Source organism: Microbulbifer sp. MKSA007, assembly GCA_032615215.1.
Lineage (GTDB): Bacteria > Pseudomonadota > Gammaproteobacteria > Pseudomonadales > Cellvibrionaceae > Microbulbifer.
Genome location: CP128433.1, coordinates 3428502 through 3453780, shown reverse-complemented (window position 1 = coordinate 3453780; position 25279 = coordinate 3428502). Strand labels below are relative to the sequence as shown.

Below are 25279 nucleotides of genomic sequence, written 5' to 3'. Positions count from 1 at the left end.
CCATGAAAAAACTACTCAAGCGGGTTGCCAATACCTGCCTGCCAGCCCGTGCGCGCTCGGTACATGCCAAACAACTCTGGGATGACCCAGCATTTAAACAGGCGGTTAAGGATGCAATCGCAGATATTCAGGGTGAATGGCTCCACTGTGAAAACCCACAGCAGCGAGAAGAGCTGCACCGACAGTCCCGTGCCCTGCATCGAGTCACCGAAAAATTAAACAGCTACTACCAACCAACAGAGGAATAACCGGCTATGTCGGACTCCGATAATTCTGCAATCGACGAAGCAATCTCTGGGGTATTAGGTGAGATGGAGGACTCGCAAGAGCAACCAGAAACCGAAACCGAAAACCCGGAAGTAACCGAAACTGACCTCGACACTGAAACCGAAGAGGAGGCTGAGGCGGAGGACTCCGAAGAGGAGCAACCAGAAGCCGATGAGGAATCGGAGGAAGACGGCGAGGAGGGCACCGAAGAAGCGGAATCTACTGAAGAGCCTGCCTTTGATGTAGACGGTGAGAAAGTGTCGCTGACCCAGGTGAAGGCCTGGCGCGATGCTGAGAAGAACTTTCAGGCCGGTTACACCAAGAAATACCAGAAGTTGGCGGACACCCAAAAGCAAGCTGACCAGAAGTATCAGCAACTTGACCAGGGTTTGCAGTTCCTCGAAAACCAGCTGAAAGGTCCACTGGCTCAGTTCGACGGCGTTAACTGGCAAGAGCTACAAGCCAATGACCCGGCGAAGTATCAGCAGTTGCACGGGCAATACAAGGTTGCCCTGCAGGGATTCCAGCAAGTTGAGGAAGCCCGCAAGAAACTGAAGGGGCAGGCCGAGGAGCAGCGCAAGGCAGACCACCAGCGCAAAGCCAAGGAGGCAGTCGAAACCCTGCAGGAGATGCATTCTGACTGGAGCAATGAGCTGTACCACTCAGTGCTGAAGTATGCAGTCGAGAAGGGCGTGCCCCAGGATGAAATTGCAAGTGAAACTCGCCCTTGGGTGATATCCGCATTACTCAACCAGATGAGGGCCGAAAAGGCTCAAGTCAAACCCAAACCTAAACCCCAAACAGTAAAGCGAACGATTAAGCAAAAGGCGGCAGGTAAGCCTCGTACAGCTGCACAGAAGCGCGGGGACGCAATAAAGCGGGACCGCATACTTGCTGCAAAAGGTGACCGTGCCGCTCAAAACCGCCTTACAGCTCACACTGTAAATAGTGAAATCGACCGTCTTTTAGGAAATTAGTGATGACTACCACATACGACTCAGTTGGTGCCGCTGAAGATGTAAAAGATGCAATCTTCGAAACCAAATTGATTGACCAGCCGATGCTGAACGTTATCAAAAACGGGAAGGCAACAGGCAAACTGCACGAATGGCAAAAGCGGGATGCCACGGCGCCAAGTGAAAATGCACGGCCTGAAGGGGCTGATATCGGCACGTTCGGTTACACACCGACAGCGATGATGGACAATCGTTGTCAGTTGATGGACAAGCCGTTCAAAATCTCCGACACACTTGAAGAGATTAAAAAGCATGGCCGCTCTAGTGAGTTAAAGGACCAGTCCACCGTAAAACTGCGCGAACTTAAGAATGACATTGAGTACGCCTTTAATGGTGCCGGCAAGCAAACTCGACAGACTGGTGATGGTAACAACGTGCCGGACAAGATGGATTGCGCTCAAGTGCAGATTCATAGCGATTGCCGGGTGGACCACGGTGCCGCGTTTACCGCTTCAAATGGCGAGGCATCGATTAAGGCTGGTCAGCTCGCTACATATAACAATGGTGGCAATGTTGAAACGCTCTTAATTAATCCTATTCACGCTGACCCTATTGCTGGATTTGCACAGCAGTCAGGGCGAAACCGTGATGTGGAAGAGAAGAGGCTGGTTGACTGTATCGATATCATTGACACACCTCATGGCTCTGTTTCGGTGGTCAAAGGCCGATATATGGATACCTCCACAATCCTTGGTCTTGATTCAGAGTTCTGGTCTGCGGATACCCTGCAGAAAACCAAGCTGGTGCCACTAGCATTAACCGGCCACAACCAGAAAATGATGTGGAAAGCAGAGCTAACACTGGCTTGCCTCAATGATAAAACCAGCTTTGTGATTGAGAACATCACCACCTCTTAAGTTTTAACCCCCTCCAACTAAGGGCGCCTTCGGGCGCCTTTTTTATTGCTCAAAATTTATGGCCAGAACACACGAAAGTTTCGCGATTGAGGACGGCACCGTATATCAGGTCCGCAAAGATAACGAGCAAGCCTTCTTTGCTCAGCAGGACCATCGCCGGCATCAAATAGAAGCCGGTGCAGTGAAAGAAGATTACCGCCGTCTTCGCTTCAGTATTCCCGCAACCATTCAGCTTGAAATCATTAAGAAGTACGGGAAGGAAATGGACCCGATTCGATACGGGAAAATGTCTCCGGCTGAAAAGCGCAAATTCGACCAGATAATTCACTCCGAGTTTCCCCGCTGCATTATGGGGCGCTCGCAGAAATTCTTTGAGGGCATTTAATGGCAATCACCAATTATGGCGAGCTGAAATCAGCAATCGCTCGATGGTTGGAGCGTGAAGACCTGGACGAATCAATCCCTGACTTCATTACACTGGCTGAACTGCGAATCCTTCGCGAATTACGCGGACCAACTGTTAGCGCTGAAGTAAATGGCGCGGTTGGTATTACGCGCAATCAGGACTTTTCAGGCCAGCTTTCCATTAATACGGATACGAATCCGGTCCTAACTTCCGCGCCTGACCTCTATCTATTCGGCGCTCTTGTAGAAGCTGAATCATTCCTGATGAACGACAGCCGTGTTCCGCTTTGGGAATCCAAATTTCAAGACCAGCTGCACCGGCTCAACCTTGTATGCGAGGAAGAAGAGCTTGCTGGTTCAGGCTCCATTGTGCAGAGCGCCTATTAACGGTCACCCGGGTATCAAACCATGCCAATCGAAGACGCAAATTTTATTTCTGAGCTGGATAACAATAACCCAGCCCATGGTGACCCGGCAGGGTGGGGTGATGACCATCTTCGGATGCTAAAGAAGGCCATAAAAAACACTTTCCCGAATCTATCCGGGGCAATAGATTTAAGCCATGAAGAGATTAATAAATTACCGGAAGCAATAACCCAAGGAATTAGCGAAGCTATTGACGCTCTCTCCATAATTCCTGTTGGTGCAATTGTTATGTGGTCCGGCAATACGATCCCGGAAAATTGGGTGCTGTGCGATGGCGAAAACGGAACGCCGGATTTACGTGACCGGTTTATTGTCGGTGCCGGATCGGATTACAACGTGGGTAGTTATGGCGGCGCGAAAACAAAATATACAAGCGAGACGGGCGAGCATGACCACAGCGGTAAAACTGGTGGAACGGCTATCTCTGTCGACCAAATGCCACCACACGATCACGGGCACGAAGGGCAAGTCCTAGCCTATCCCGGTGACGAAAGCTCCAGCTTTGGCCCGGATTACGATCCGTCAGATAAAGATGCCAAGACTGCCTCCTTGCAATCTGAGGGTGGGGGTGAGGAGCACGACCACACGATTGATGAAGACGGTAAACACAAACACACCGTAGACGTGAGACCTCCATATTACGGTCTCGCCTTTATTATGAAGGTCTCCTAATGCCATTTTACCCAATTCGACAACTCGGTGAGCGAGGCATTAATGCTGACCAGCCCGCCTATGAGCTGGCAATCAATGAATTCAGTTTTGGCCGCAATGTGCGCTTTGCTAACGGTGCAGCCCAAGCGATGCCAAGCCCGCTTGCCCTGGAAGACCTGGCAGAAACCCCGGTATGGGGTGAGGGTTGGATAGCTGACGGTATCCCTCAGTTGGCCTATGCCTCAGCAAGCAAGCTGTACCGCCGTGAGAATGAGGCGTTTGTGGAGCGTACCGGCACTGCTTACTCATCCGGATACAACAGTGATGACTGGCACAGTGAGGTCTGGGGAGAGTCTGCCATATTCAACAACGGCACCGATATTCCGCAAATCATTGAGCCGAATGACACTGAATTTAAAGACCTGCCGAACTGGCCAAGTAATCTGCGGGCAAAATGCTTACGGATTTACAAAGGTTTTATGATTGCACTTGGTGTAACTGAGGATGGTGTGAGCTATCCCAATACAGTGCGCTGGAGTGATGAAGCTGAGCCCGGAACAGTGCCGGAGACCTGGGACGTTGCCGACACTTCAAATTTGGCGGGTGCAAACCCCATTGACGCGGGCGCAAGCGAGCTTGTCGATTGCCTGCCGATGGGCTCGGCCAATATCGTTTATAGCCATGACGCCACCTACTTGATGCAGCATGTTGGTGGCCAGTTTATTTTCTCGTTCGAGACACTTTTCGACCAAGGCATTCTTTGCCGGAACTCGGTAGCCGCCTTTGACCGCAGTCACTTCGTGGTTGGCTCCACAGAAATTTTTGTCCATGACGGCCTAACGCCTCGGCCAATAGCTCACCGCCGTGTAAATAAAATGTTTTACGGTGAGCTGGCACAGCGGGATAAAGTACGCTGCATTGCCAATCACAAAACCAAAGAAGTGTGGGTCTATTACTCCACCAACCCGACCGGCTCAGCAAACCGTGCTTTGGTTTATAACTGGCTTGATAACACCTTCACTTTTGTCGACTTGCCAAATGTTGCCTGTGCGGTATTCGCACCAAAGCAAGGGAAGATAATCACCTGGGATGAGCTGGCGGGGCTGAGCTGGAAAGAATTGGCCCAGAGCTGGGGCGATATGTCAGAGACGACATATTACCCGGTTATGTACTATTTCGCTGACGGCCAGCTGATGGAGGCCGACTATCTCGCCACCACCAACAGCACTGAAGCAGTTTATCTTGAGCGAACTGGAATTGATCTCGACCAATTTATTAAAGCCCCCTCCAAGCGCTGGAAGCTGATTCGCCAAATAGTCCCGCAAATAGAGGGCTCTGGCCAGGTACGAATAACTATCGGCGGTTCTGACACTCCGATGGGTGCAGTTCGCTGGAGACAGCCGCGCACCTTTGACATTGCAACAGGGCTAAAAGTGGATTGTCGGGTGAAGGCTCGCTATCTCGCCATTCGCATCGAATCTATTGATGATGGGTTTTGGCGACTAACTGGGTGGGATTTGGATTTGCTGCAGGTGGATGGACGATGAGCTATAGAATTGGTCCAGGAATCCCGCGCACACTGACAGAGCTTTGGCAGTTTGTCCGCCGCGAATTTATGTCTATCGAGCGGCTTTATACTCGCGTTGAAAAAACAGCTGACGATGCAGGAAGCACTGCCACCAGTGCGCAAGAGAGTGCGGATACAGCGCTACAAGACCTGGATGATATCTCCTCAGATGGCGTGTTACATGCAAGTGAGAAGCTGTCCCTAGTTCGCGAGTACAGCCAGCTAATTAGTGACCAGACTGAGCTGGATGTACTGGCAAGCAACTTTGGGACTGCTCTTGATACTGAACGAGCTGCATTTACTAATGCTTTGGCCGCATTAACTAGTTATTTGCAGGGGCTAATTCCGGCTTGGGATGACCTCTCTGAAAAAACCTTAATTAGTCGTACTATTTTTGATGCTAATTGGGACTATGCCCACGATATGAAAACCGCGCTATTGAGCGCAGTGGTTGAAGCCACTCGAGAACAGGCCTTTTATGCTACCCGCAATGTTGTTGGCTACGATGAGACCACTGGTCAGTTCACCGATGACGGCATACTGATTGGTTCAATGCAGAGTGTCCGGCGTGCACAGCTGCGCGCACAGCAGGCCTCCGCTTCAGTTTTTGTTGATGCGTTTTTGGATACCACAGCAAAGAATGATTGGCCGATTGTTGCGGGTAATAGCGATAGCAATATTTATTATGTGAAAACCAATGATTCTGGTGCGCGGGTCGGCGGCAATGTGTTGCGTGTCGGTGGTGATGGCAGTGGTAATTTCGCTTCGGATGGTGTGGCATATATTGAGTATATTGAGCGCTTTCCATTTGATCCCGGCGAGCTCTACCGCATTAAAGCGCGGGTGTGGGTAGGTAACGAGGGGGATACAGACAGGAAGCTTTATATTGGGGTCAGCGGCTATCGTGCTGATGGTACCCGGTGCAATCGTAGCGGAAGCGACTCATATAGTAGTCAGCATTATGTGGCTTGCTCAGGGGTGTCAGCGGCGGGGGACGGCTGGCAGGAGTACACGGGTTATTTTCAAGGTAATTCTAGCTCTGATGCTGAAATAAGTGCGACGGGGGGAAATACGATTGCGCAGCCTGCAAAGCTGCATGCTGATGTGCGCTCTTTTTCCCCGTTTGTTATTGCCAATCATGGTGGCGATAAGGTGGGGCGGACGCAGCTGGATTATGTCCGCATTGATAAGGTTGAGCCTACCGGGAATGGGCTTTACCTGAAAATAAATAGTGGATCGACCTTGGGAGATGATGCGAACCCGGGAGAGGCGCAATTGTGCGGCTTTGATTCCAGCGGTAATCCCGATGGCAATTTGCCGGGCTGGTTTATCTGGGATGGCGAAAGGGTGACCGTTCCGGCGGTTCAGCTGAATCCAAGCTTATCCGGGCAGTTTTATATCGTTACTGATACAGACGGGTCCTGGACCTCAAGTCGCTCAGCATTGCCGGTATCTATTGAGCGGGGGCAGTACCAATATCACTACTGGGACGGGTCTACGACTAAGCGGGTTTCATTTACGCCAACGGAAAAACTGTTGATTATTGGGGAGATTTATCTATCGGCAACTGAGGTGGTTGACAGCGGTGGCGTTTACCAAAATCCGCGCCCATTAATCGGCTTCGCGCAATACCTGAGTGGCCTCAATGAAAAGGGCCAGATAGCCGACCAGCGCAGCTTGCAGCAGAATATGGGCAGCGTGGCTAGCTTACCAACTAGCAGTGCAGTGCTGTCCGCAGCGGATGACGGTTCTACTGCAAAAATTTCAATCTCTTCCCACTCTGTTCAGTACGCAGGCTTCACTGTTGCCTATAACAGTGGCTCTATTACCGGATTGAGTTTCTCTACTACCTATTACGTTTATGTAGATGACCCGGACTATGCCGGTGGTGGTGTTACTTACTATGCAACTACGCAGATTTGGAAATTAGCTGCCGGCATTGGACGGCGTGCAGTGGGGACCATTCGAACCCCAGCGAAAGGTGGAGGCTCCACAACTCCAACTGACCCGTATTGCGTTGCAGAGGGCTCCTGGCTGAGAGACGGATTATTGGCAGATAACTGCAAGGTTGGAGACCTGATTGACTGTTGGGATGTTAGTGACAGAGATTCCCATTTGGCACCTATCAGGGCGGTTGAACCTCAAAAGACTGTGCCGTGTGTGTTGCTCACGATGACGAGCGGGGCTCAGGTTATTTGCAGCAGGGAAACCCCAGTTACAGATAAATCCGGTCAGGTTTATTTGGCTCAGGATTGTGTTGATGTTGAGCTTGGAGTCCTGCATGAAGACGAGCCGCTCACCTGGGAAACTGTTGAGCGCGTTGAATGTGCTGGACTGCGGACTGTCTACAAAATTTCCGTTGGCAATATCAGCTATGCCGCTGGTGCTGACCCTCAGCACCGAGTAATTACCCACAACGCAATATATAAACCTTAGGAGGCAACTGTGCCCAGTTTTTCTCCCTTAAGCAGTGTTCCAGATTTAGAGTCCTGGCAGTTCGCCTACAGTATCGATGATGGTCACAGTGCGGGCACTATCGTTCGCGCTACAGTTACCCAAGCTACTGAGTCCGCTTCTGCTGATGCCCAGGCTGCCGCCGTATTGAAGTGCACCATCGCTGTAATTGATACCCAAAACAATGTGCAGCTTGATGGTGCTGGTGATGAAATGTCTAGTGTGTATGTAACAACGAAAACACTACAGACTGATTCAGGTCAGGCTGTGAATGTGGCAGACCATGCAGCTGATTTAGTAGCGAGCTGTATTGTTGAGGTGGCGAATCGTTTAGCGGTGCATAGCTCAATAGCGGCAATGGCTATTCCTAGCGCGTGAATACGATTGTGATGGGAGAGGACTGCCCACTAAAGGACTTATTAAGCTTCAAAAACCTCGAGTCGCAACACGAGGTTTCTGTAAATCTGGATTTAGTGGCCGCTAACTAGCCCTGTCCAGGTTCCGGTCTGGCTCCTCCTGACCCATTCTCGATGTTTGGGCCAGCTTTAATGTCAGTTCCTACATTCATGTTGTAATTCCTATTTACCTATAAACTAAAGAGCGCACAAAACGATTGGAGCGGAATTTATGGAAACTTGAAGTTTTCATGTGGCCTCTACCTAATAATTTTCGCGCCACTTGAAAAATACCCAAAATCAAATTGTGGAACAATAGTTATTTGGATTTATAAATCAGTATTTATCGTGTGTTTGTACCAGTTAGATTGTTTCGATGACTCTGCATGCAATCGGAAGTCGTTATAGACCATGCAGTCAGCGATATAGTTGAAGTTGCGAATCGCCTAGCTGTGCATAGTTCTATTGCGGCTATGGCGATCCCTAGCGGATAACTAAAACAACTGGTGACTAATCGCCCGGAGACATTATTGATGGCTATTGGGGATACGGGCAGCAATTTGGCTGAGGTGTTTACGCAATCTTTATTCGCATAAAAATACTTACCGGGATAATGAGAATAATTAGTTGTGGCGCCTTTAGTTTTTATTATACCTGGTACGGTTAGAGAGGAAAAAATTTTGTAGGGGCAGGAAAGGGTGAAATACAATGCTTAGGACAGTTTTAGCCTAGTAAACCAATAAAGTTACTTTTCGCAGATTAGAACTGCCAAGACATCCTGTAAATATTTGATTTTCAAGGAACTGGTCTTGCTTTATCAAGGTTCTACTCTAAAAACTGTCAGAAGTATTTTTGTTTCTCTCAATGTATTAAATGGATTGTGATTTTGAAAAAAATGAATGCAAGCTGCCCTCTGCACAAGGCCGTGCTGAAAAAATCTATCGCTGGCTTTACTTTAATCTGCGCATCGACATTGGTTCAGGCAGATACGATCAGTACAACAATAGACCTAGGTGAGCCGTATCCCTTCAGCTTCGAAGATAGAGTTGAGCATGAGGTGGATTTAGATATTGCCCATCAGTTTGATGCCATTGAACAAGTTTGTATCAAAACCAAAGTTAAAGGCGGAAATGCTGACAGGATGGCTGTTATTGTAGGACCGGAATATGTTAAGCCCTGCCATATGTCCTATGAGATGTTGTATCCGATGTCTATGGTTTACACCGCCGATGATCCAACTCCGGAAAATCCCAACCCTGTCTCAGAGCTACAGGATGTTAGCCTCTGTTTAGACCAAAATTCTCTCTTGGCGAAAAACCTTCTCGATGGGGAAGCTAAGTTTTCAATCGAAGCGGTTGATGGTTACGTGGAGTTCTGGGACGTTGAGCTAATTGTCGAAGGTGAATCCTCTGACATCCAGTTGGCGATCGAGATTGACGAGCCGGCTGAGTTTTCAGTTCCTTCTTATGGGGGAAGAGTTAATTATGATGCAAGTATTCGTAACTTAGACTATACGCAATCATTGGTTACACTCGAACAATGGAGTGTTCTCAAACTTCCCAATGGGACTAATTATCCCATTCATAAATCACGGGATGTCGTATTGAATTATTCTGAAGCAAAGGACTACACGCGAAATTACCTAAATATACCTGCTTGGTTTGAGGCTGGAGACTACGAGTTGACTTGGTATGTTGTTAATCCAAGCACCGGGAAGCTAGTGGAAGACAGCTTGTATTTCACAAAAAGTACTGATTAAAATTATACTTTTTACGGGCTGGGGTGCTCTTGTGTCCTAGCTCCCCTATTAGGTTGTATGAGTGGCGAATCGCCTAGCCGCTCATGGTTCCATTGCGGCTATGGCAATTCCTTCGAGTTGACCGTTTGCTGTGCCAAGAAGTGTCCGATAGCTACCCTAGGATATAAATTCAGTGCTATTGTGGGAGCTGTTCTCTTCATGTTTCAATGGTGGTAGGTTCACAGATTCAAATAATAGGTTATGAGCTGTTATGATTTTTCCTCTCATATCCGACATAAGTTTTTGAATTCCTTCAGGGACGACGCTAGCACTTAGGTATTGTATTTTTTTGTTTCTTACATCAATAGCTATTAAGGCTTCTTCTAATGCAACAAGGGTCTCCTTGTTGAAGTAAATTCCGTTGCTTTTAAAATGTGACTCTAGGTTCTTTGGTAGCTCTAGGATTCTAGAATTAAAGAAATCTTTGTGGATAGCATAAAGGTGCTCGCTGGTTTTTGCATACACTTCAAGTCTCTTTTCCGCAGCTGCAAGTCGAAGGGAGTTTTGATTTTTAACGTGCTCAAGCAATTGATTATTTTGCTTTTTTATCTCTTCTAGTTTTGCTGCAAATTTGTGATCTACATTCCCCTGCTGCTCTCTGAGGTTAGCTGCTGTAGCAAGCGCGGCCCGGTCTGTTGCCCATTTTTTAATGAAAGGAACAACTGCATTGGCAAAGGTGAAGATTGTTAACATCCAAATAAGTTGAGAAAGCGTTGCAGGCTGATCCATAGCAGGAAACTCCTTAAATAATATTACCTAACCAAGTCATTGTATCTACAGCAAAGTGCTAAATGTACCCTTTCCATAGAAGAAAATTATGAACCTTGGATACAACCCCTACATGCCCGACTGGGAAACCTTGTACAACCCGGCACCCTCTTTAACTCAACAACCCCAAACCACACAACAATCCAGTATCAACCCAATGCAGGCCATGAGCTGGTACAACAAATTCGCAGGCGGTGGCGCATCTGGTGCAGGGAGTACCGCGAGTAGCACCGCAAGCACTGGCGCCGGCAGTGGTGTAACAGGAGGTTCTAGCTGGATTGCATCAGCCGGCCCCTGGGCAGCCCTCGCCGCAATCATTGCCATCAACGAACACGAAGCCCGAGATGGTGGCTATCGCGATGAAGATGACAAGGGCTACGCCCTGGACTTACTCGGCGGAAAGGTGTTCGAGCAGGACGCCACCTACCGCTGGAAAGACGACCTCAACGATACCTTGCCAGGCTCTGGCAGCATGGTTGAATCAATGGCAAACCTTGGCTCTCTGGATTTCTCCAACGCTGGCAAAGCGTTTGAAGATGGATTGAAAGAAGACCCACTAATCAAAGGCATTCTCAGCCTCTTTTAACAGGTGAAACATGGGATTTTTAGACAGTCTTATGGGTGGCGGTGGAGAGTCCAAAAGCCAGAGTTATCTGGATGAGGACCAGAAAGGCTACCTCAATGATATTTGGGGGCAAGGGCAGCAACTCTACAACTCTGGCCAATCTCCAGTCGCAGACCTCACACCACAAATGCAGCAGTACATTCAGGCTGCAATGGGGTTTGGTGATACGGCCAATGGTTATGCTAACCAAGTGACAAGTGCATCCAATGGTTTCGGAAATACTGCAGACACAATGCAGAGTTACCTAAACCAAGTCATGGGAAGTGGTGGATATCAAACACCAATGCAAAACGGTGTTGATATGAATACCGTGAACTCCCTAATTGATAATGACCTACTGAACTCGCAAATCACAGCGAGTACTCGTGATATTTACCGCGACCTCAATGAAAACCAGCTACCGGGCATAGCCTCAGGCGCTGTCTCTACAGGTAATACAGGCTCAACGCGCCGAGGGGTTGCCGAAGGTATCGCTATGCGCGGAGCAGATGATAGGGCCTCAGATGTGGCCGCAGGTATTCGCTCCAATGCCTATAACCAGGCCGTGGGGGTTGCAGCGAATCAAGCCAGTGCAAACCAAAACGCGCAAATGAACACCAACAATCTCAATGCCAATATGGCGACGAGCAATTTCGGCACAGCTGGGAATTTATTTAATACCGGGTATGGCAACGCCTATAACATGGGTATGGGCGGTGTGAGCATGATGGGGCAGGGCGGCAATGCAATGCAGAACTACATGCAGCAGGTAGCAATGGAGCCCTGGCAGAAACTGCAGTTGTACCAGGGCTCGATTGGCTCACCGATTGTGCTTAATCAGTCCACTCAGGCAGGCGGTAGTCAAGGAGCCGGGGGCATCCTTAGTGGTATCGGCGGAATCATGCAGGGCATGGGATAAGGCCCACAACTGAAAATCAACAGGATAGATAAATGCCAGTACTAAGCATGGGTGAGCCTATCGGAGTGCTCGACCAGAATTTTCTTGAACCGCAACAATCTCCCACCTTCGATTCCTCAGATCCTTTCTCTCGCAGCATAGACCGATACGAACAGCAGTTAATTGAAAATCAGAGTGAAGTTGAAAGGCTGAAAGGTAATAAGTGGGCCCGCATTGGACGGATGCTGACAGCTGCAGGTGTAGGCCTAAACGGTGGCGAACCCTCACAAGCTTATCAGGGGTACAACAATCAACTAGCAGCGCTACAAAATAATAATGCCAAGCTCAATTCTGGGATTGATGAAATAAATCTTAAGCGAGCAATGATAGAGCAGAAAGGAATGGCTACTCCTGAGACTGTTGGCTCTCCTTTGGCGCTCGCTAATGGTAACTATGGGATTGCGGTTAAGAATCCTGATGGCTCGACTGAAGTACGTGACTTGGGTGTTCGATTTGATCCAAAAGTACATAAGATCGGTGACCAGCTTTTGACAACGACTGGCGGCAACACTCCGGTGGAGCTTTTATCGGATGAGCAGCTTCAGAAGATTTATGACCAGCGCATAAAGAACAAGAAAGGCGAGCTTGATTTAAAGGCTAATTCTGAGGCCGAAAAAACTGCAGTACTTAACGCCAAAACTTACAAGGCGTATCAAGCAGGTATGGAAGGTCTAACTAAAGGAATGGAGGGGACCACTACTAACCCGATTACAGGCTCATTACCCGCGTTGACCTCAGCGGCGCAGACGGCTGATGGTGCAGTCTCAGCAATGGCTCCAATTCTTAAATCTCTTTTCCGTGAAGCTGGTGAAGGTGTTTTTACAGATAAAGACCAAGAATTACTGATAAACATGATTCCGACCCGAAAAGACCATCCCGAAGCGCGAAAAGCAAAGCTTGAAATGGTAGACCAGATTGTTCGCGCAAAACTTGGAATCGGTTTTGATGAGGCTCGGCCTAGCAGTGGAGATGAGCCAACAGGAAATACAAATATTGATTCCCTTGGTCCTCCATCAGGCCTCCCCCAAAAGGGAGGGGTAGTAGACGGCTATGAATTCCTTGGCGGTAACCCAAACGACCCTAACAACTGGAGGCAGAAATAATGACAAAGCCTTGGGAGAGAAATTGGGAATCCGCTTCAGAAAATCCGAGGCCTTGGGAGCGTCAATGGGCAAAGGAAGAGACCGAGAGTAGTGCTGAAAGCTCATCTATGCCTCTAGTAGCCTCTGTTCCACTGGAGTTCATGAGTGCGGTGAACCGTGGTGCAACTGAACTTGTAGATTTTGTTGCTGGTGCAGTACCGAATGCGGTGGCATATGCGGCTGGTTCTGATTGGAGAATGCCTCGTTTAACAGGTGCTTTAGAAGAGGGAACTGAAGGCAATTTCATGGAGGACGGGCTAGGCAAAAATGTAGTCCGCCAAACAGGGGAAGTAATCCCTGCTGCTGCAAGTGCCGGGGGTATGTTAAGGCAAGCCGCTGCAAGGCTGCCGCAATTCGGAGCTTCTTCTGAGTCAGCGGTTGCCGGAGCTATCCGCGAAGTAGGTAAGACTTCGGCCTCAGCTGATATTGGTCTTGGCGCCGCGTCAGGTGCTGGCTCTGAGTTTGGTGGAGAAGCTGGTGAATATGTTGGTGGCGAGACTGGGCGTCAAGTGGGCGAGATGGTAGGGGCTTTAGCGCTACCCGTAGGGGCTGCAGCTGTAACCTCAAATATGAAGCGCAAGCCAATGGCTATCTCCCAAGGCGTTCTCGCTGATGAGAAAGGGGTTACCAGGGAGGGGGCGCGACTTGTGGCGCGTGGCGAGGTTCAGCCTACGCAGTTAAAAGGTGCTCTCGATACAGTCGAGCAGCGTGTGCGCAACAGGACATTCGAAGAGGTAGGAGTAAAACCAACAAAGGCCCAGCTCACGCGTAATGCTGATGATTTCCGCGAGCAGCAAGAGTTGGGTAAGCACTCTGGCGCTATCCGTGGAGCTCTGGAAGAGCAGGACTCTATTTTAACTCAACGCGTAGATGAGTTGGCTGGCCGGACTGGTGGGGCCAGCCGAGAGGCGCATGAAACGGGTTATGCGATTGAGGACGCGATCACACGTAGAGCATTACATGATGATGCCCTCGCGTCGAAGCTGTATCAGCAGGCTAGTGAGATTGCTGGTGGCCAGCCGAAAGTGCTGCTCAAGCGTTTCAATAGTTTGTTGGAAGATAGTATGACCTCGGACGATGCTGCTAATGGTGTGCTGAAGGCGATCAGAGGCAGGCTACAGCGTAAGGGGTTGCTGCTCAGCCAGTCCCCATCAGCGGTTAACTCGGCAGGCATGGTAGAGAAACATGCACGCCTCACGCCAAGGCAAGTGGAGCGGGATGTCCGGCAACTTATCAATGAATATTGGGATTCCACTAGCGGCATTGGGCGCCGCATATTGACACAACTCAAGGACGCGGTTGACGAGGATGTTTTTGCATCTGCCGGTGACGATTTCTACAAAGAAGCTCGCGCGGCTTTCGAGCAGTCCCGGAAATCGCTGGAGGCAGTTAAAAAGCATAAGTTCTGGAAGAACGACAAGTCCGTTGTAAAGCAAATACTGGAGGGAGGGGTTGCGCCAGAGGACATTTTCAATCGATTGGTGGTAGGCAAGAGCGGCAAAGTTGATGACCTGAAGCTCTTAAAGGGCTATTTGAATAGCGGCAGTGGTGAGGCTGGCAAGGCTGCTTGGAATGACCTTCGGGCTCAAACTTTGGTACACCTAAAAGATAGGGCAACAAAATCGCTTGCTACAAATCAGCAGGGCGAGCGGACTTTCAATGGGGCGGAATTCCGAAGAGCAATTGAGGGCATTGGCAGACCCAAGCTTAAGCAAATTTTATCTAATGAGGAATTTGAAGCCCTTGAGAGTATTGCCAAAGTTGGTGAGTTGCGTATTCCTGTTCCTGGAACAGCTCTAGGCGATGGGCCGACAGGTGTGGCAGTTAATTCTCTAAAAGAAAGCCTGGGCGTATTTGAGCGGGCAACTCTGAAATTACTGGAGCTAGGGTACAAAGGGCGGCGCGCCAAGGGAGTTTTAGATGCCGAGATTATAGACATACCAGTAACCCCCGTAAGGGAAGAGGGCAAATCACTCGCACCTTTGGTTGGGGCCCTGGATGTCGTTAACCAGTAATGGCTATGAGAAGTGCCAATCTTTCACAAAGGGAGCTATAAAAATAACAGCTAACCCGAATGTAAAGACAATTTCTTCGATTAACTGTTTTGTTTCTTTATTCATTCCTAAACCATATCCCAGATAGCAAATACAAAAAGTGTCTGGCAGTGGGCATTAAGGAGAAGCGTGCCATAAGGTAAAACCCCCAATTGGAATGAGGGTGCCAGCTACTTGGGGCGCGTGAGTCAGCCCCAAGTGGTACTGTTTGCATGGTTAACTATCAGTAACTCCCGGATGGCTTTAGCTCTTTAGGGCGACTAGTTATAATTTGTACCTCGGGCTCCTTACTGCTAACCGGTTTGATATTGGAGGCTAGCATTTTAATTGCTGCAGACCTTATATAATCGAGCTTTCCTTGACGTTTAAACTCACCTTTTTCAGGTGCTAATATCTTCCGCATTTGCACTGCCCTCCCTGCTTGTACTGATGTCCTGAAATCGATATTTTCTCATTGAGTGTAGATAAAGCTCTAATTCGACGCGGTCAGCGATGTCATCCAATACATTTTCGCAGGCCTTAAAATCTTCATTACTATCTGCTGGACATATATTTTGACCATAAACTGCAATAGAGAAAATGTAAACATAATTACAGTTGTTTACAGTTATTCTAACTGGTTTGCAATAAATTGATCCCTGTTTGGCATCTCTAGATCGTTTAGAGTGCTCAAACATATTCTCTTTGATACCCTTTCTAATATCTGGAATCAATAGGCTATCACCAGATTGAAAGCAGGTGGCGGCTGTAGAGTTTCCGTTCATGATGTCCCGAGCTCTTGCGTATTTTCTTTGTGTTTCACATCGCAACTCATACCACCACTTATCTTCCCTTGGATTGCCTTGGATGATTGTTATTGCAATATTTTTGGCGTCTAATCCAAAAGCTTCGACTAAAAATCTTTTTGTTTCAGCCAGTACATACTCTAATTGCTCCTTTGGGTGTGTGATTGCTTTGAAGGTATCACCGGTTGGTTTTAGGTGCTTTGCCTTGTCAAAAAATCTACGTTTTTTCTTATTTACCAGGCTCTTGAATAGCATTATTAGAGCCTTGGTTATCTCGTTTTTTTGTTTGCTTACCTTGCTGTGCAAAAGCTCAGAAATTGTTTTAAATATTATCACTAGGGATGTGATAAAGAGGAGGGTCAGAAAAGCTGACTGATGAAATTCTATGTTGTTCTTGATTAATGCAAAGTCATCCCCCCAAATATCAAGGGTTAGATAATACATAGTGGTAAAGGCAGGTATACAAATGCTTAATGCGGGGTGATTTAAGAATCGTGTAAAAAAATTATCCCCAAATGCAAGAAAAATTAATTTCTTCAAAACCATTCCTTGGCTTATTCAATTTTCTTTTGATATTTAACTAGTGGTCCACGGGGATTATCGTGACTTGCCACGTAATAGTAAACTCTTGTTAATTTTTCAAAATTGATATATGGAGACAAGTGTTTGATATGTCGAACTGTATTTGTCTCCTCTGTTCACTTCCAGTACGACCACTCAATATAATTCTGAAGGGTTGTCATACCTCAGCTTCTTTCTATTATTTTGTTTCTCCCTGATGGAGGTTAAGGAAAGTTTTTCGGCTAGTTGTTTTTTTGCTTGTGTAGTTATTTTGCTCTAAGAGAATAGTATGAGTGGTGTTGTTTTAATTGATTTCAATTCTGATGTTTTTTACTGTTAGTTTTCCCTTTTTGTGCATATTTTAAAGATTGATGCTTGGGGGGAGTCGGTATCAATAGAAACCTTTTTTTACAATGCATGGCAGGAATTTTATGAACCTTATTGAGGCGCGTAATGATTTTATCGATGTATTGGAAGTGGCAGATGAAAGGCCGGAACCCATTATCGCTTCTTATGCCAAAGTGTGGTGGCGTGAGTTTAAGAAGTGGGAGTCTAAGGATACTGTATCGAAAGCTTTTCACGAGTCGCGATTATCTATTCGTGTGTACAATAATTGTGATGGAAGTGATAGCTCTTCTAAATGGCAAACAATTTATGAGTCTACTATGGCTACGCCATTTGGGGAGTCAGGAAAAAAGAGTTACGATCATATATATGATGTGAGTGGTCAAGGAGTTTTGGCTCGAACGATGCCGAGCTTTTTTTATAATGGCCCCGGGTCTCAAAGTTTAAAATATAGGTATGGCCTGCATGATCTTAGTGCCTCCTTATTGACGCGGGAAAAACCTATATCTGAGCAGTTATTTTTAGCTCTAGATAGGGGGAAGCATGGCGCTGTAGCTGTTTTTATGCCACTTCCTGAGCCTGAAGATATGCATTTACTTCATGTGGTTGACCATATAGTTAAAAAGTATCCAGAATCATCTCTTTGCCCCTTGTTTAGAGAGTATAGAAGTAAAATGACGCGCATAAAGTTGGCGTATGAAAATGATATTGGCGCGCAAATGATTGCATTTGATCGACCCTCTTCTTCACATAAGCCAGGGGTGAAGCTTAAGTATGGGCTGGGCAATAGAATTAAAGAAAAAGGTTTGATTGGTACCCGCCCGGTAACTCCAGAGGACCGTGAGCAATTAGCTGAAAACGCTTTTCATTATAAAGATATTCTGACTTCTGAAAAGCGGGCTAAATACAATGAGATCACAATTGCATATCGACAACATGGTGATGGGAGCACTTCATTTCCCAAGTTTGGAGTTTGGAATGCGCCTGTTAAGAGCTTTGGTGTCTTCGATATTAATTCAGGGCAATACACAGGAGAAGAAATTCTCGATTACCCTCCCAGGTTACAGTAAAAAGTGTAAAGGCTTGTATTTGTTCTCTTAATTTTCGTCATGTACGATCCCTCTAAACAATAAAGAGGGGTCGTCATGCGTCTATTGCTACCAATTATCCTATCCACCGCTCTGTCTGGTTGTTTTGAGGCTGTAGCCAACACCAACGAATACGACCGCCACGAATGGCTGCCACGCTGGTCTGATTCCGATCGAGACTGCCAGAGTACACGCCATGAGCTACTGGTTCAGTTCTCCCTGGCTCCAGTAACCTTCACCAATGACAAGCGGTGCACTGTAGATACTGGCCTTTGGCTGGACCCATACACGGGCCAATTTTTCAATCTGGCCTCTGACCTGGATGTTGAACACATCGTGCCGCTGTCCTGGGCTCACGGGCACGGTGGTGCCAACTGGACTGTAGAGCTAAAGCGTCAGTTTGCGGAAGACCCTGAGAATCTGTGGCTAGTCGATGATGGCCGGAACCAAAGCAAGGGTGACAAAGGCCCTGATGAGTGGATGCCACCCTATGAGCCCGTCCAGGTAATCTATGTGCAGCGCTTCATGGCGATAGTGGAGAAGTATGGATTGGCTCTAACAGAAGATGAGGCGCGGCAATTTGCAGCGCTAAGAAGCAATAACGCAGGTTAAAGGTTTTCTATGCAGACAAGGATGTTCTTGAAATTATTCCGCTATTCAATTTTATTTTTTCTACTGTCCTTCCTGGCAATAGTAGTGTTAGGAAAGATTATACCTTTGTTTTTTACTCACCCAATGTTTGAAAAGATGGTAGCGGGAGCATATTGGTTGTCGGGCTGGGGTGGTTTAGTTTTATTTTGCCTCGGAATATTGTTTGCTTTCCCTCCAGGCTTGCGGCTTTGGCGCTGGAGTCAGGGAGAGGAATATTCCTGTTTCCGCTGTGGCGGGCCGGTTGAATTTCGTACAGGCAGGTTTGGACCCTACTACCACTGTCTCGGGTGTGGCCAAAATGAGTCTATGTCATAGCTAAGAAGCATGGGCTGCAGCTCTCTCCGGAAAGTCAGCCCAGATTCTGGGATTATTAGAGGAATAGGGGAGGTTTTGCCTCCCATTTGCTGTTCTTCAGCCAAACTGCTCAACTAGGTTCTCATCAAAGCTAATGCCAGTTAGCTCAAATTTCTCTACAGCACGTTTAAACTGCTCATTGCAGAATACAGTCGCGCAGTTTTCAAATTTGGATTTAAAGGTTGCTAGCTTTTCGGCATCACCGGTAAAAGCTAAAGCTTTTAAAGAAATAGGGGTATCACCAAGGTATTCATGCTGGGAAACATCTAAATCTTCCTGACCAAAAGTGCGGCAATTGAAGAGATAGTAGACTTCACCTTCTGCTTCAATAGGTAGCAGCTCCCCATAGCTTTCCAGCAAATCCCCAAGGTAACGTTTGGCCTTTGGGGACAGGACCAGCGTGGCACCGAGGCCAGATGATATATCTGGAATAGGGGACCCCTCAAACCCTTCATTGCTTAAAAAGTGTGCTCCCATGGGGGGCCACCAGGCAGCCATCGCAGTATTGTGCAGGCTAAAATCTAGGATTGAGTCTGGATCGGAGTCATCTGGTGCGTGCCTGGCAATATCCAGAATACTTAAGTCTAGGTTTTTAAACCGAAAGCCGTCGTCACGAATTGCGTAAATTGCAGGCATCAGATAACTCCGTTTTTAATTTCGGTAATAGCGGTATCGGGTTCATTTTCTTGGAGTATTCTCCCGATTACCTGAAGTTGAGTTTTGATCGTATCCATATCGCGAAACCCTTGTATACGTCGAGCGACCCATCGCTCATACTCATGGGTATGATATGTTAAGTGGCCTGTCGATTCTGGCATAGACCAGTGTGGAGTATCATCATCTCTTCTGACTAGATAAACTCCATTCGCCGGGTCATTTATACGGATCCCATGACGATGGAGGTGCATTCGGGCTCTACCTGTGACGACTGGTAGCTTTCCTTTACCTGGCACAATGTGGTGCGCAGTATGTAGTGGACTCGGCTTGGGCACTCCCTCGGCTCGCATGTACTTTTCTAGCGTATCGGTGGGGTGGTGTTTTTCTTTCTCCATTACCTGAAGAGTATCCGTCCTTTCCTTTAGTGTACCGCTAAGGGCTCCTTCACCTACCGCTCGATACTTAGCAAGCTGTTCTTGAACGTCCATCATGGCTTCAATGGTTCTGCGCTCTTGGTCCAAATATTTCAGAGCCTTCTCCCTTTCTGCCTTCCTCTCTTTATCTAAGGAGTTTACCGCATTGCCCCCGCTGTAGAATTTTTCTGCCTTTTGCTCGTAGTCTTGAATCATCGACTCTAGATGAGACAATTCATGTTTGTGCTTGGTTATTCTCTTTCCGTTCTGGTACTTAATTTCCATTTACTGACTAGTCCTTTTACAGCGTCCAAGAATTGTTCATGATTATCATCTATGGTTTGTGTGGCTCAGTATAAAATAGCGCTAGGTGTAGAAATTATGCTGTAAGTCAATGAAATGAGAGGCGCCTCCCTAATAGAGTCGAATTAATTTAACTAACTCTATCTAAAGCCTCCGTCTACCATTCACCCAAAGAGCCACTCAGCACCCATAAAAACCTGTATATCCTGACCCTCTAAGCCCGCTAGCGTGGGCGCCATCTTCTTTTTGCTATCGATACTGTATATATATACAGTATTTTGGTAGATTGCCCCTGTGTCGACGGAAAGAAGGAGTTGGACCATGACATTCATAGAGGTTGAAGCCGAGATACGCGCTTGCTTGAACACTATTGATATGACCGCAGACACTGCCGACCCGAAGCTTAGGGACATGCTGAAGGTTCAGGTGAACAACCTGGATGCGGCAACCAATGCCCTTGTAGATGAGCTGAACACCCTGAACGAGAAGCAGGCCCAGCTCAAAGAACTATTGAAGTAACAAGCTATGAAATTATCCCCTCTATACAGCAGCGGCGTCAGCTGTGGCTTCCCCTCCCCAGCAGATGATCACAAAGAACAGCCGTTAAGCCTAGATGAACACTTAATAACCAACCCTCCGGCTACATTCATGGCCAGGGCCAACGGAGACTCCATGCAGGGCTTGGGTATCTTTGACCGTGATGTGCTCATTGTCGATCGCTCGCTGACACCTATGAATGGTGATGTGGTAGTGGTCGCTCTGGATGGTCAGCTGGCTTGCAAAATCTTGGACTTGAAACGAGGCCGACTATTGTCAGCTAATGGCAAATACAGGCCAATACCGGTCTGGGAGGGCCAAGAATTGCTAGTTGAGGGCGTGGTTAAGGCGTCTATTCGGTACCATCGTATGGGTGACAAAAAGCACTGATTGCATGTCCAGCTTGCATAAGGGGTAACTATCGATGTTTAATACCCGCGGTGCAGGGTAATATACTGGCTTTTTATACAGTAGTTACCCCTGAAAATGGTGTAAGCGGTTGATTTTGAAAGGGCAGGCCAAACATTGTGGCTCCTGAGGTCGCGGGTTCGATCCCCGTCGGCCATCCCAGATTCGTCCTTGTTTATTAAGGACTTACAAACTCACTTATACGAATTTTTTCTTTTCTGTTTCGGTGTGGCAATTTGGGCCTTAATCTATATTAAAGCTTTGTTTCTCGGTATCCCGTTAAAAAGATTCAAATATTAGTTAGGTGGGTATACTGGAGCCGATCATAGAGCTTTTGAGTATGATGGTAGGCAGTGAAGAGTAGCAGATAGAATTTGTTGTCAAGAGAGAGACTGGGAAGAAGTTCAACTGATCCTACTCCCTTTTGTCATACGATATGAAGATTTTTTTATGAGTAGCTTGGAAGCAGCTGGTTATCCAACTTCAGATAGAAATTTCTAATCGCTGTTCCTTTGCTGCTTTCACTCCAAGGCCTGAACGTGTGGCTCGGTGAGGGTGAGTCCCTTCTCCATCTTAGCCCCAAGCTCTATTAATCTCAGTTTGAAATCTTTTAGTGTGATCTTAGCCAAATACTTCGAACGCCACGAGGACACACAAGTGAACCGCGTTTACGCAGTTCACTGATGACTCGAATCTGTCGATGGGTAGGCTCCTAGAGGAGGGCACAAGTCAAGGCTGTTTTTTTAATGGCTGTGTCAATATGGTTCTTACGGTTGGATACCCATCGATTATCCTCAAGATGGGCGTCTACGTCGCGAATTGAAACGGTTTCTAAGGTGTCTCTCGATACATTCTGAATCATATCAGCTTTGGATATATTGCCGAGTTCTTTTACTGGCTTGAGCTTCATATTTTTTGTTTGATAATGCGATTATTAGCATGGATCATCGGGCTTATCTTTGGTTTTAGGTCTAGGTTCCTGCAGCAAAACCGGTAAACACCTCCTTTTCATTGGGTATTTCAGATTAAGATTGAGCTAGTCCATGTAAGTGGTTTTTCATGAGGTTTCCGTTTCACCGAGATACACCTATGGACAGCACAGTTTTACTATTAGCGCTATAAATTTTTGTAGACTGGGATACGCCTGTGTCGAAGCTACCCTTCCGAATCATATGAGTAGCTTTAAGATCGGAGTAATTTCTTCTTTATACTTGCTGCTATTGGTGATTTGGGGTAGAGATACCCGCAGAATTGATAGCGCACAGGTATTGTTGGAAAGTAAGAACCTCCTTATTCACTGAATAGCCACATAGGTATCTGCTATTCGATACCGCTAATAAATATGCGAGGGTTTGCGAGCCTGCTTTACGCGGGCTCACAAGCTGGCTGAATACTATTTAGCAAAACTTAGTTACAGCCTTCGCCATTGATTTAGCAGATTGTTTCGGGCAGTCATTGATTTTGCTCTCAATCACATTTTCATCGACAATATTAAAAATTCTTGCCTTATCAGTTCTCTTGTCGAATATCTGTGCCCAGTGAGTAAATGGATCAGTTTTGGCAATCTGTTCTATTTCCTTATAGGCGTCCTCCTTATTGTGAAATGATCGCTTGAAGTCCTTTATTCCACCCATAAGTAGGTTATATGTACCGGTAAATAATGCGTATCTTTCCATGGGATTCTCCAAATTTATAAATCTGGGCTCCGAGTCGGTAGCCTTGGGTAGTTGCTGTCGGCTAAATACGCCGAAGCGCCGTTGGCTAATTGCCTGGCTAGAAGTATGTTTTATCTTTTAAAAACCTACATACTAACCATGCACTCTAATCTAACCCTTTTGTTTATGTATAGAAGCTTAACCAGTATATGCTTTTGCATTTTGAGGAGGGTTTTTGTCGTGATCTGCAACATGTTTGTGCAAGAATAATAGGTCTAAATAGGTCTAAATTGCTCTAGGCTTTATATTGTTCGATATATTTTTATTTTTGCTTGCCTGTATAGATGAAGGGGGAGGATTTTCAGGCCCTCTCGACCGCTCTTAACCTTCCTGGCTTGATCTAAATGTTTTGTTTTAGCTTAAAGGATGGAATTTCCAACCCAGAAGCTTGATCGATATTTCCATAATTGATAATGGAAGCTTTGTTTAGTTAATGAATTTGGTGGCGATATTTTCTAGATTTGTGCATTAGTGCTTAATATTTAAATGTATTATATTGCTTAAAACTGATGGGTGCATTTAGAGTGGGTTATCAATCAGATTTAAGTGCTTTAATGGTTGGTTCTTTGGTTGGGTATACGTGAACAAAAAGAGCCTTGAAGGCTGTAAGAGTTACTTTTGTATCTCTTATATGGTTTAAATAGTTTAAATAGGTTGAATGAGTCAATTCGTGCTTTATATGTGTGAGAAATAGTAGATCCAATACTATTTCTCTGTAGAATCTATTTTGGACTGGCTTTTGTTTGTGTCTGACTAATAGCTCTTCTCTTAAAATATAGGAAACTTCTAAATGAACAACGTGCTCAGGATCGTTACTTGTCTGGTTTTATCTATGATGGCTTACAATAAGGTTTTGGCTATTGATATCCTTGCTCACAGAGGAGCTTCTGGTGAGTACCCTCAAAGTACCACCCTGGCTTTTGATATGGCATTGGAGCAGGGGGCAGATATTCTAGAGCTGGATATACATTTGTCGAAAGATCAGTTCATTATTATCAATCACGATGCAGACCTTAAAAAAAATGCAGGTGTCTCGGATAAAATAGAAGATTTGACTTTGGGAGAAATAAAAGCATTGGATGCTGGATATGAGTTTACCCTAGATAATGGTGATAGTTACCCATTCCGAAACCAAGGGCTCGTCCTCTTAACATTAAATGAACTATTTGAGCGCTATCCTGATGCCATATTTAACATTGAAATTAAACCAAATGATAAGGTCTTATCAGAAATACTATGGCAAGTAATTGTTGACTACAGAATGGAACAGCAAGTTACTGTGGCTAGCCAGCACAATAGGGCTATGGGGCATTTTCGTGATATCAGCGGGGGAAAGATTAGAACGAGTGCAACAATCGGTGAACTTATAGAGGCCAGTCTAGCCTGGAGTTCAGGCTTTGGATGGGCTTTCAGGCCGGACTTTGAAGTTGCCCAACTGCCATACAGTATTACCACTAAGCCCTATGTTCGCTTTTTTCAGAGTAAAGGTGTAGCCGTCGATCTCTGGACAGTTAACGATACAGATGATATTGAGCGCAGTATATCCCTTGGTGTAGATGGGTTTATTGGCGATTTCCCTGGGCGAGTTTATCAACTACTTGAGAGTGCTGGAGAACGGTAATTTTTCTAGATTGGGGTCAGAATTGCCGAGTACAAAAATTTTCATGTAAAAGAATAATGAGGTTAGTGATAACTTGATAATTTCAACCTTAAAAAGTCAGTGTTTTATTGGCTTTTTAAGGTTCTAGGAAAAGGTAATATTGATCTTTATGGGCAAAAGCAGGATGCAAAGAGTTTGTGTTTAGCCTAGAGGCAGAAATCTACATACTTCATTGAGCCTCCCGAAGCTTCAGATTCAACAACTAGAGAGGGTTGGGAAAGGCCTAGCTGCAATCTATTCCGGCATACAAAAAGTGCTGTTGGGGAGGTGTGCTCTGATACCCACAGGCCTCCACCTTTTAATACTTACATTGCTAGTTGATAATTTGATCTTGGGTTTTCTGTATGCAATCCGTAGGTGAGGTTGCAATTGTTCCACCTTTAGAAGCTAGCGTTTCCTGCAGGCTGCTGTGTCAACTCCTAGAATTATCCCACTGACGA

Annotated in this window: 24 protein-coding genes; 19 read left to right on the top strand and 5 right to left on the bottom strand. The window is 46.5% G+C overall.

Annotation, left to right across the window (positions count from 1 at the left end):
- Window positions 1-2: 2 nt before the first annotated feature.
- The 10 genes from QT397_18180 (at window position 3) to QT397_18135 (ending at window position 9797) form a co-directional block, all read left to right on the top strand.
- Window positions 3-248 carry a hypothetical protein gene (locus tag QT397_18180; protein WNZ54793.1) on the top strand — a complete coding sequence of 82 codons (246 nt, stop codon included), beginning with the start codon at window positions 3-5 and terminating at the stop codon, window positions 246-248.
- Between the two features lie 6 nt (window positions 249-254).
- Entirely contained in the window at window positions 255-1244 is a 990-nt protein-coding gene (locus tag QT397_18175) for a hypothetical protein (GenBank protein WNZ54792.1), read from the top strand.
- A 2-nt stretch (window positions 1245-1246) separates the two neighbouring features.
- The gene (locus tag QT397_18170; GenBank protein ID WNZ54791.1) at window positions 1247-2140 is read left to right on the top strand and encodes a DUF5309 family protein; all 894 of its coding nucleotides are present in this window, start codon (window positions 1247-1249) and stop codon (window positions 2138-2140) included.
- Between the two features lie 58 nt (window positions 2141-2198).
- Window positions 2199-2525: a hypothetical protein gene (locus QT397_18165; GenBank protein WNZ54790.1), complete on the top strand. Its 327-nt coding sequence runs from the start codon at window positions 2199-2201 to the stop codon at window positions 2523-2525.
- The gene (locus QT397_18160) at window positions 2525-2932 is read left to right on the top strand and encodes a hypothetical protein (protein ID WNZ54789.1); all 408 of its coding nucleotides are present in this window, start codon (window positions 2525-2527) and stop codon (window positions 2930-2932) included. Before QT397_18165 ends, QT397_18160 begins: the two co-directional genes overlap by 1 nt.
- Window positions 2933-2953: 21 nt before the next feature.
- Window positions 2954-3643: a tail fiber protein gene (locus tag QT397_18155; GenBank protein WNZ54788.1), complete on the top strand. Its 690-nt coding sequence runs from the start codon at window positions 2954-2956 to the stop codon at window positions 3641-3643.
- On the top strand, window positions 3643-5169 hold the full coding sequence (locus tag QT397_18150; GenBank protein ID WNZ54787.1) for a hypothetical protein: 1527 nt from the start codon (window positions 3643-3645) through the stop codon (window positions 5167-5169). The genes QT397_18155 and QT397_18150 overlap by 1 nt, the downstream gene beginning before the upstream one ends.
- Window positions 5166-7625, top strand: coding sequence for a hypothetical protein (locus QT397_18145; protein WNZ54786.1), 2460 nt, complete (start codon window positions 5166-5168; stop codon window positions 7623-7625). The genes QT397_18150 and QT397_18145 overlap by 4 nt, the downstream gene beginning before the upstream one ends.
- 9 nt (window positions 7626-7634) lie before the next feature.
- Window positions 7635-8021, top strand: a complete 387-nt coding sequence (locus tag QT397_18140) for a hypothetical protein (protein WNZ54785.1) — start codon at window positions 7635-7637, stop codon at window positions 8019-8021.
- 912 nt (window positions 8022-8933) lie between these two features.
- Window positions 8934-9797 (top strand): hypothetical protein, encoded by an 864-nt coding sequence (locus QT397_18135; GenBank protein ID WNZ58559.1) that lies wholly within the window; start codon window positions 8934-8936, stop codon window positions 9795-9797.
- A gap of 156 nt (window positions 9798-9953) precedes the next feature.
- On the opposite strand, the gene QT397_18130 is transcribed toward QT397_18135, so the two are convergent.
- Entirely contained in the window at window positions 9954-10565 is a 612-nt protein-coding gene (locus QT397_18130) for a hypothetical protein (GenBank protein ID WNZ54784.1), read from the bottom strand.
- Window positions 10566-10653: 88 nt separating this feature from the next.
- Between QT397_18130 and QT397_18125 the strand changes: the two genes are divergently transcribed.
- From QT397_18125 to QT397_18110, 4 genes are read left to right on the top strand one after another with little or no spacing between them, the layout of a single operon-like run.
- Window positions 10654-11190: a hypothetical protein gene (locus QT397_18125; protein ID WNZ54783.1), complete on the top strand. Its 537-nt coding sequence runs from the start codon at window positions 10654-10656 to the stop codon at window positions 11188-11190.
- 10 nt (window positions 11191-11200) lie between these two features.
- Window positions 11201-12127, top strand: coding sequence for a hypothetical protein (locus QT397_18120; protein WNZ54782.1), 927 nt, complete (start codon window positions 11201-11203; stop codon window positions 12125-12127).
- A 47-nt stretch (window positions 12128-12174) separates the two neighbouring features.
- Entirely contained in the window at window positions 12175-13269 is a 1095-nt protein-coding gene (locus QT397_18115; protein WNZ54781.1) for a hypothetical protein, read from the top strand.
- Entirely contained in the window at window positions 13269-15323 is a 2055-nt protein-coding gene (locus QT397_18110; GenBank protein WNZ54780.1) for a hypothetical protein, read from the top strand. Before QT397_18115 ends, QT397_18110 begins: the two co-directional genes overlap by 1 nt.
- A gap of 419 nt (window positions 15324-15742) precedes the next feature.
- Here QT397_18110 and QT397_18105 read toward each other — a convergent pair whose 3' ends face one another.
- A complete protein-coding gene (locus tag QT397_18105; protein ID WNZ54779.1) occupies window positions 15743-16687 on the bottom strand; it encodes a hypothetical protein in 945 nt (314 codons plus the stop codon).
- A gap of 452 nt (window positions 16688-17139) precedes the next feature.
- Between QT397_18105 and QT397_18100 the strand changes: the two genes are divergently transcribed.
- Together QT397_18100 and QT397_18095 are read left to right on the top strand one after the other, a co-directional pair.
- Entirely contained in the window at window positions 17140-18123 is a 984-nt protein-coding gene (locus tag QT397_18100; GenBank protein WNZ54778.1) for a hypothetical protein, read from the top strand.
- Between the two features lie 75 nt (window positions 18124-18198).
- On the top strand, window positions 18199-18753 hold the full coding sequence (locus QT397_18095; protein ID WNZ54777.1) for an HNH endonuclease family protein: 555 nt from the start codon (window positions 18199-18201) through the stop codon (window positions 18751-18753).
- A 450-nt stretch (window positions 18754-19203) separates the two neighbouring features.
- Here QT397_18095 and QT397_18090 read toward each other — a convergent pair whose 3' ends face one another.
- Window positions 19204-19782, bottom strand: coding sequence for a hypothetical protein (locus QT397_18090; GenBank protein WNZ54776.1), 579 nt, complete (start codon window positions 19780-19782; stop codon window positions 19204-19206).
- Window positions 19782-20432, bottom strand: coding sequence for an AHH domain-containing protein (locus QT397_18085; protein WNZ54775.1), 651 nt, complete (start codon window positions 20430-20432; stop codon window positions 19782-19784). Before QT397_18085 ends, QT397_18090 begins: the two co-directional genes overlap by 1 nt.
- A gap of 408 nt (window positions 20433-20840) precedes the next feature.
- Between QT397_18085 and QT397_18080 the strand changes: the two genes are divergently transcribed.
- On the top strand, window positions 20841-21038 hold the full coding sequence (locus QT397_18080; protein ID WNZ54774.1) for a hypothetical protein: 198 nt from the start codon (window positions 20841-20843) through the stop codon (window positions 21036-21038).
- A gap of 6 nt (window positions 21039-21044) precedes the next feature.
- Window positions 21045-21446 carry a translesion error-prone DNA polymerase V autoproteolytic subunit gene (gene umuD / locus QT397_18075; GenBank protein ID WNZ54773.1) on the top strand — a complete coding sequence of 134 codons (402 nt, stop codon included), beginning with the start codon at window positions 21045-21047 and terminating at the stop codon, window positions 21444-21446.
- Window positions 21447-22861: 1415 nt separating this feature from the next.
- Here the strand turns inward: umuD and QT397_18070 are convergent.
- The gene (locus QT397_18070) at window positions 22862-23140 is read right to left on the bottom strand and encodes a hypothetical protein (protein ID WNZ54772.1); all 279 of its coding nucleotides are present in this window, start codon (window positions 23138-23140) and stop codon (window positions 22862-22864) included.
- An 829-nt stretch (window positions 23141-23969) separates the two neighbouring features.
- On the opposite strand from QT397_18070, the gene QT397_18065 reads away from it, so the two are divergent.
- Entirely contained in the window at window positions 23970-24800 is an 831-nt protein-coding gene (locus QT397_18065) for a glycerophosphodiester phosphodiesterase (protein ID WNZ54771.1), read from the top strand.
- Window positions 24801-25279 lie beyond the last annotated feature (479 nt).